The sequence below is a fragment of the Paenibacillus forsythiae T98 genome, assembly GCF_000520735.1.
Taxonomy (GTDB): Bacteria; Bacillota; Bacilli; order Paenibacillales; family Paenibacillaceae; genus Paenibacillus_AQ; species Paenibacillus_AQ forsythiae.
On record NZ_ASSC01000289.1, the window covers coordinates 1 to 6,540 of the forward strand.

A 6,540-nucleotide genomic window follows, 5' to 3' on the forward strand; every position below is an offset into this window, starting at 1 on the left:
CCGACGTACTGTAACGAATGTCATTGGATGCGGCCATGCCGGAGGCGCCGTCATCGCCGGAAGCGGTCCATGACAGCGTTACGGACGAGGAGGCAGGCGAGCTTGCAGCAAGATTGGACACCGCAGACGGAGCGGTCGCATCGGCGCTGGCCGGGGCGCTGGCTGTCACCAGCACGTCGTCAAAGGAAGCAACGCCGTTGGCGTAAAGTCCCGCTTTACCGGCTGTCAGACCGCTGTCCGTCGCCTGCACCTTCAGCACTCCGTCAACGTAGCCCTTTACCGATGTGCCGCTGATTTCCAGCTTCAGCTCATAGAAGGTCGAAGTGTCGGCGGTAAAAGCGGTCTGCTGGAGCGTGCTTGTCGAGCCGGATTCCTTCTTGTTCAACAGCACATTCCCGTTGTAGAGAATCAGGAAATAGTAGTTGTTGCTATCCGCATAACGGCCAACGATCCCATTGCGCACATTCGTCGCCCCAACCTTGACCTTTGCAGAGTATGTATAGTCCGTCCAGGAAGCTTCACCAGCCGTTGCGATAAACGTATTGCCCGTGGACGATTGCCTGGCTGCCTTGGTTCCGTCTGTAACGATGCTCCAGCTTCCGTTGCCGCTAAGCCACGAACCGGAAGGAAATCCGGAGTACGATTCGAAGTCGTCACTAAAAAGATTGGCCGCCAGTGCGGCTGGTGCCGCGGGCAACAGGGTGAGCAGAAGCGCGAAGCAAAGAGTCAGACTTAACCTCTTTTTTCTTCTAAAGATCGTTTGCAGCATTCTTGTCATCTCTCCTCTTGTAAAATCACATAAAATCACATGAAAAATTCCACTTACATTGAATATCAACTCTCAATTGTATAATTTTCCCTCCCCTCCTGTAAAAATGATACGGAGAACGGCTTATAAAGTAAATAGATACTTTGTAGGAAAAATAACCAAAAAAGCAGCATTCCTGTGCAGGACCTGCTGGCGGTCCAGTGGAGCAGAGGAAAGAGCGATTGTACCGTGGAAGAAATGACCGATCAGGTGCTCGCTATGATTACGGAAGGCACGTCCCGTCTCATTTAGAACGGAGGGAGCTAGAGGGGCCAGGAGCCTCTCCTTAGCACAACTATGCGGTAGAAGGCCTGTCGTGATGGAAAAACCTGCACCGCTACATCTTTTGTCTCGCAAAAGCTTAGCCTCCCCCGCATGCCTGCCAAAGCGCAGGCTTTCCGGCTCCCATTACCCGCCAAGACGCGTTCTGGCTTCAAATTCACGCACTTTCGCAGGAACTTCATCTTTCCCGGCGCTATTCCCTCGAAATACCTGCATATTCGCAGGAACCATTCAGGTTACCCTACTTGCACGAACGAGGAACACAAAGAAATTTAGATATTGATCAATCAATAACTATCCCTTTTAAAAAAGATCATGCTTTCGCTGCAACGCCCGAACCGTAGCTGTAATTCCGTCTTCAAAGGCGGTCTTCCGTACCGGTCCGACCAACCGCTCGTATTTATCCCCGCTCAAGACAAGCGGCTCTTCAGTTAAATAGAGCATCTCCACTACCTCCTTCATTACCGGTACAGCCATGCCGAGCAAAGACAGTCCGACTCTTCCAAGCGGAATGACCGGCTTCGAGCTCCCGCTTGCCTGCCGGGCTATTCGCGCAATCTCCCTCCCCGAGATCACCCCCGCGCCAGGAATATGCCAGTTCTCGCCATAAGCATCGTCCCTACTAGCGAGCTCCGCAATCATGAAGGCCGCATCGGGTAAATAAACGTACTCCCGGGGAACCCGCATATTGCCGATGAACAAAGCCGGCTTGCCGCCCGCGATGGCTTCGAGCGTAGAGCCTAAATAAGAGGCCTCGTTCGCCGTAGGGCCGTAATAGTCCGGCAAGCGGACGATCATCACCTTGGCCCGGTCCCAACGGCCGCCCAGAAGCATCTTTTCGTAAGCCAGCCTAACTTTTCCCTTTCGGGTATGCGGCTGCTTCGGATGCTCCTCGGTCACCCGGGCCATCTGTCTTCTTCCATAGGGATAGATGCCGTCAATCACAACCACCTTCAAGCCCAGCCTGCCTGCGGCCTCCATCACCGATTCGCCCAGAGGAATCAGCTTGCTTGCCATCTCGTGATACGGCACGTTCGCGCAGTGGAAGAGGACGTCTGTACCCTCCGAAGCGGCGACAATGTCATCCGGACGAAAGGCATCACCAACCGCAACCGTTAAATTTTCCGGATTACCCAGCCTGCCCTTAAGCTGCTCCAGCTTCTCGCGGGATCGCCCGAAGGCTATCGTCCGAATCCCTCGCTTGACCAACTCCTCCGTAACCGAAGCACCAGTACCGCCAGTTGCTCCTATGACTATCGCTTTTTCCAATGAGATCACCTCATCTTTAATTTTTGTGATTGATCAATCACTAACTTAATAACAATGTAGCATGTGGTAATTGATTAGTCAATCACCACTTTTATGAACCTCCGCTACTCCTCACGTTTCCATCAGCTCGGGCATGAGCAGCGCCGCCGAAATGTTGCACAGCATCCCGCGGGCCAGGAACAGCATCGTCCGTTCCTCGGCATTCGGAATGCCGGCTGCGCGGAAGGCGTCCAGAACCATGCGGCGGACCTCCCTGAATCCCCCCCGCATCGCTTCCCGAATGGAGTCTTCCCGGATCGTCTGAGCCTGCATCTGAAGCAGCACTTCATTCTGATAGGTGTTCAGAATTTCCTCGTAGGCCCGGATCAGATCGGTCTCCAGTTGTTCCGGCGACGCAGACTCCACGACCTTGCGGAAGGAGTCGATTATACGGGTCCAGGATACCTCCAGCGCCGTCAGCAGCAACGCTTCTTTGGTTGAGAAAAAACGAAAGATATAGGGCTGCGATATTTTGGCCCGTTCCGCGACCTGTGCCGTCGTTGCCCGGAAGTACCCTGTCTCCGCGAATACCTCGATCGCCGCCGAAATAATGTCCGATTTGCGATTGGCCGATCTCGTTTCATTTTTTGACATAGACCTGCGCCCCCTTATAAGATAAGATTAGTGATTCATCAATCAGTCAACCTATTATATCCGAATATCAGCGCTCCAAGCAATTTGGCGGCGGCACTTGCAACTGGAACCAAAGAGGAGAACGATTAGAATGACACACCAATCAAAGGATATCATCGGCATTATCCATGATCTTCACCTAAAAGGAATAATTGATCAGACCGATCACCTTATCCATAGCACGGCCGGAACGACGGAGGGGCTTGTCTATATTCTTTCAGTCAACAACAAAGCCAAATACGTGCTAAAGCCGGATCTTCCGCAGCAAATTATGATGGTCGAGCAATTTCTTCATACGTACCGGCATTGCGCCCTGCTGCCCGAGCTTCTGTATACTGATCCGGCAAAAATGTCTATTCTCTATACATATGTATCGGGAACAACCCATTATGAAAGAGGGACTAAAACAAACTGGTTAACACTGTTGGCTGGCGGGCTAATCAATCATTACAAAAATTATCCGCACAGCGACAAATGGGGCTACTGGTTAGAAGAGCCATGTTCAACCTGGCGTGATTTTATCGAGCAGGGCGTGGAGTATGCCCGCATGAATGTCGGCAGCCTGTTGCCCGTTGAGGATTACTACAAAGTGAAATCATTGGCTGGAGCTGTGCCGGAGGGCGAGGACACGGAAAGGTTTTTGCTGCATGGCGATTGTGGTGTCCATAATTTCGTGTTTGACCAAAGCGTATTAACCGGAGTTATCGATCCTGCACCAATAGCCGGGCCTGTGCTGTATGATTTTCTTTATGCCTTCTGTTCCTCTCCTGACGATCTGAACCTGGAAACTTTAATTCCGGCATTCACTCTGCTAAATCATAAGCCTATGGAGAGATCAAGGCTCATCGAAGAAGTAATCATTCAGCTCTATTGCCGAATCGGAAGCTGCGTCAAACACCATCCGCACGACTTGGCGGCTTACCTGAAGGCATGGGACTACTGGAAAGCGCTCACACCTTAATTATTTCTACTTTCGCCCCAGCTACTTCTTCTTTTTCAACTTCGTTTCCGCTTTCTCCTTGTTGCTTGCGGCTCTGTATTTAACGATTCTGCTGATGAGGTCATAGGGCAGCGGCTGGTCGAGCGGGAATTGCAAGGTCCCTTTCGACTTGTGATATTCCTTTAATTCCTCCTGGAACGCTTCGATTCCGCTTGGGGCCGGATAGAAGCCGATATGCTTTTTGAAAGCTGCAAAATGCACCAGATTTCCATGCAGCTCGAATGTCGGCATCTGATAGCTAATCTTCTCCTTGGCGTCCGGCGCCGCCTCCTGAATCACTTGCCTTAGCGTTTGAAGAATGGGCTGGACCTCGGGAGTGCACGCTGCAATATACTCATCGATTGACCCGTAAGTGATTTTTTCTTTCATGGGAAATCTTCTCCTTTCAAAGCTATGCCGAATACGTTCCGCAGGCTGCTCAGAAACTCCTGTTCGGTTTCAATGCTCTGTTCAGTTCTAATCCCGTCTTCTGTCAGAATCAACTTGTCATCCTTTAGCGATACCCTGCCGTTTTCCCTTTCGAGGGAACACAGTCTGTTGTTTCTAAATCTCGAATCCGGGGAGGTTTCAAAATATAAGCATCTCTCCATGAAATCCTCCAGCTTTCTTTCTTGCAAGGTGAACGTATATTCCAGGGAATACGCCGATCCCTTCGCGGATTTTAACAATTGATATCTGCCTTTTCCGGATTCCACGATCTTAAAGTCGCCATTAAGGTCCGTCTGGACCGTACCCGGCGCAAGCTTTACAGGTTCAAGAAAATGATCTCCGAAGCCCGCATCTACAAGCCAACGCTCCCCATTGACAAGCACGAGCAATAATACGTGGTCAAACTCATTGCCGTCCGCCAGAACCTGCGCAGCTATATATTTCACATCAAATCCGATATGCCGAAGCAGGTGAAGGAGCAATCCGTTAAGCTCGTAGCAAATTCCGCCTCTTTTGTGCTCAACAATTTTCATCCACAGCTTCTCCACAGCAAACTCAATTTTTTGGTCGGCCATGATATCCAGATTTTCAAAAGGAATGTTCAGCAGGTGCTGCTTCTGAATCATCCGCAGCGTCGTAAGATCAGGCTGTAAATGATCGTGCAGCTTCAGTCTTTCCAGGTATTGATGTACAAACACATCTTCCTGCAAGTTTATCCCCCCATCGTTGAATCATAAATAAGAGTGCTCAATCAGAACAATTCGATGCGATGCCCTCTCTGCAATCTCATAATACTTCACTGTATGCTATCCAACCACTCAGGACACTTACTTTAAAGTGCCTACTAACCTAAACTGTTGTGTCATGCTAAATTTATCATAATAAGATCCATGAAAAAGGAGCGGTGAACATGAAATATACCGGACCGGTCTATCGTCCGCCATTTGAAGCCAACTCGTTGCTGCTGCAAGTGACTGTTGGATGCAGCCATAATCAATGCAGCTTCTGCACTATGTACAGCGATGTTCCTTTTCATATCGAAAGTATGGAACAAATTGAACGGGATCTATGGGAAGCCCGGGCAGATTATACGGAAGTCAAACGCATTTTTCTGGTCAATGCCGATCCCTTCGCTTTGAGCGCGGACAGACTCAAGTCCATTGCGCAAAAAATCAATGAAATTCTGCCTGAAGTTGAGACGATCGCCATGTATGCTTCGGTTAACAACATCATTCACAAAACGGATGCGGAGCTTAAGGAACTTAGAGCTTTAAAGATTAATGACCTCAATATTGGCCTGGAGTCCGGGATGCCCGAGGTGGTGGAGCATTTTAACAAGGGGTTTACCGTCGATGAAGCGAAAGCGCAGCTGAAGCGGTTAACCCAGGCCGGTATAGACTTTAGCGTCAATATTATCATCGGAGGAGCCGGCAGCGAGAAGACGCATGAAAATGCAATCGCCAACAGCCAATTGCTAAATGAAATTCAGCCCAAGCTCATCTTTATCGCAACTCTGCATGTTGATCCCGGCAGCCCGCTTGATGAAGAACTGAGCCAAGGGCTTTTTAAAGAAAATACCTTACGGCAAAATATTGAAGAGGAAATCGAGATGTTAAGCGGACTGGACCTGGAGCATACGTATTTCTTCGGTCTGCATACCTCTAATGTAATCCCCGTTCATGGCATGCTGCCCCAAAAGAAGGACCATATGATCGCAAGGCTAAAGAACGGGTTAAGCTCGATCCGAGCCGAATACCTGGACGCTCATCCGGAAAAAGGGGCCGAGGGTTCTGTTTCGATAGGTTAGATAAGCAGCTTGCATATCATACCTACGGGGGCAGCGGACAAGCAACCTCTCCCGTGGCGTACAGACAGCCAAACTTCAAGCATGCCGACAGGTCATGGTGCTTTACCCAACTGAATTAGTCGAGAAAAAAGAGGGGCCTCGCCCCTCTTTGCTATTTCCGCCAATCCAATCTTCACATCAATGATTGAGGCGCATACTCGTTCCAATGCTATAATCGCAGGAGCAATAGAAAAGCTGATATGGGCGGTCTCGGCTAACCTCTCGGAAGGGAGG

7 protein-coding genes and 1 pseudogene are annotated in these 6,540 nt (G+C 50.0%); 2 read left to right on the plus strand and 6 right to left on the minus strand.

Features of this window, described 5'->3' with window-relative positions; genetic code table 11:
• The 3 genes and pseudogenes from L692_RS0109555 to L692_RS0109570 form a co-directional block, all read right to left on the minus strand.
• Positions 1-769 (minus strand): annotated as a pseudogene (locus tag L692_RS0109555) (hypothetical protein); the annotation flags it as partial.
• A 624-nt stretch (positions 770-1,393) separates the two neighbouring features.
• Positions 1,394-2,359 (minus strand): SDR family NAD(P)-dependent oxidoreductase, encoded by a 966-nt coding sequence (locus L692_RS0109565; RefSeq protein WP_025699335.1) that lies wholly within the window; start codon positions 2,357-2,359, stop codon positions 1,394-1,396.
• Positions 2,360-2,470: 111 nt separating this feature from the next.
• On the minus strand, positions 2,471-2,992 hold the full coding sequence (locus L692_RS0109570) for a TetR/AcrR family transcriptional regulator (protein WP_025699337.1): 522 nt from the start codon (positions 2,990-2,992) through the stop codon (positions 2,471-2,473).
• A 130-nt stretch (positions 2,993-3,122) separates the two neighbouring features.
• Between L692_RS0109570 and L692_RS0109575 the strand changes: the two genes are divergently transcribed.
• Complete coding sequence (locus tag L692_RS0109575) at positions 3,123-3,992, plus strand: phosphotransferase (protein ID WP_025699339.1); 870 nt, start codon at positions 3,123-3,125, stop codon at positions 3,990-3,992.
• A 21-nt stretch (positions 3,993-4,013) separates the two neighbouring features.
• Here the strand turns inward: L692_RS0109575 and L692_RS0109580 are convergent, their stop codons facing one another.
• Both L692_RS0109580 and L692_RS0109585 read right to left on the minus strand, forming a co-directional pair.
• Complete coding sequence (locus L692_RS0109580; protein ID WP_025699341.1) at positions 4,014-4,400, minus strand: iron chaperone; 387 nt, start codon at positions 4,398-4,400, stop codon at positions 4,014-4,016.
• On the minus strand, positions 4,397-5,170 hold the full coding sequence (locus L692_RS0109585; RefSeq protein WP_051503466.1) for an arylamine N-acetyltransferase family protein: 774 nt from the start codon (positions 5,168-5,170) through the stop codon (positions 4,397-4,399). Before L692_RS0109585 ends, L692_RS0109580 begins: the two co-directional genes overlap by 4 nt.
• A 200-nt stretch (positions 5,171-5,370) precedes the next feature.
• On the opposite strand from L692_RS0109585, the gene L692_RS0109590 reads away from it, so the two are divergent.
• Complete coding sequence (locus tag L692_RS0109590) at positions 5,371-6,267, plus strand: radical SAM protein (protein ID WP_025699345.1); 897 nt, start codon at positions 5,371-5,373, stop codon at positions 6,265-6,267.
• 92 nt (positions 6,268-6,359) lie between these two features.
• Here L692_RS0109590 and L692_RS33470 read toward each other — a convergent pair.
• Positions 6,360-6,540, minus strand: a 181-nt coding sequence (locus L692_RS33470; protein ID WP_025699348.1) for a hypothetical protein, incomplete at its 5' end; no start/stop codon positions are given.

Excerpts from the sequence above, each read along its gene's own strand:
- L692_RS0109570 (WP_025699337.1), bottom strand. The coding sequence starts at position 2,992 with ATGTCAAAAAATGAAACGAGATCGGCCAATCGCAAATCGGACATTATT.
- L692_RS0109575 (WP_025699339.1), top strand. The coding sequence starts at position 3,123 with ATGACACACCAATCAAAGGATATCATCGGCATTATCCATGATCTTCAC.
- L692_RS0109580 (WP_025699341.1), bottom strand. The coding sequence starts at position 4,400 with ATGAAAGAAAAAATCACTTACGGGTCAATCGATGAGTATATTGCAGCG.
- L692_RS0109590 (WP_025699345.1), top strand. The coding sequence starts at position 5,371 with ATGAAATATACCGGACCGGTCTATCGTCCGCCATTTGAAGCCAACTCG.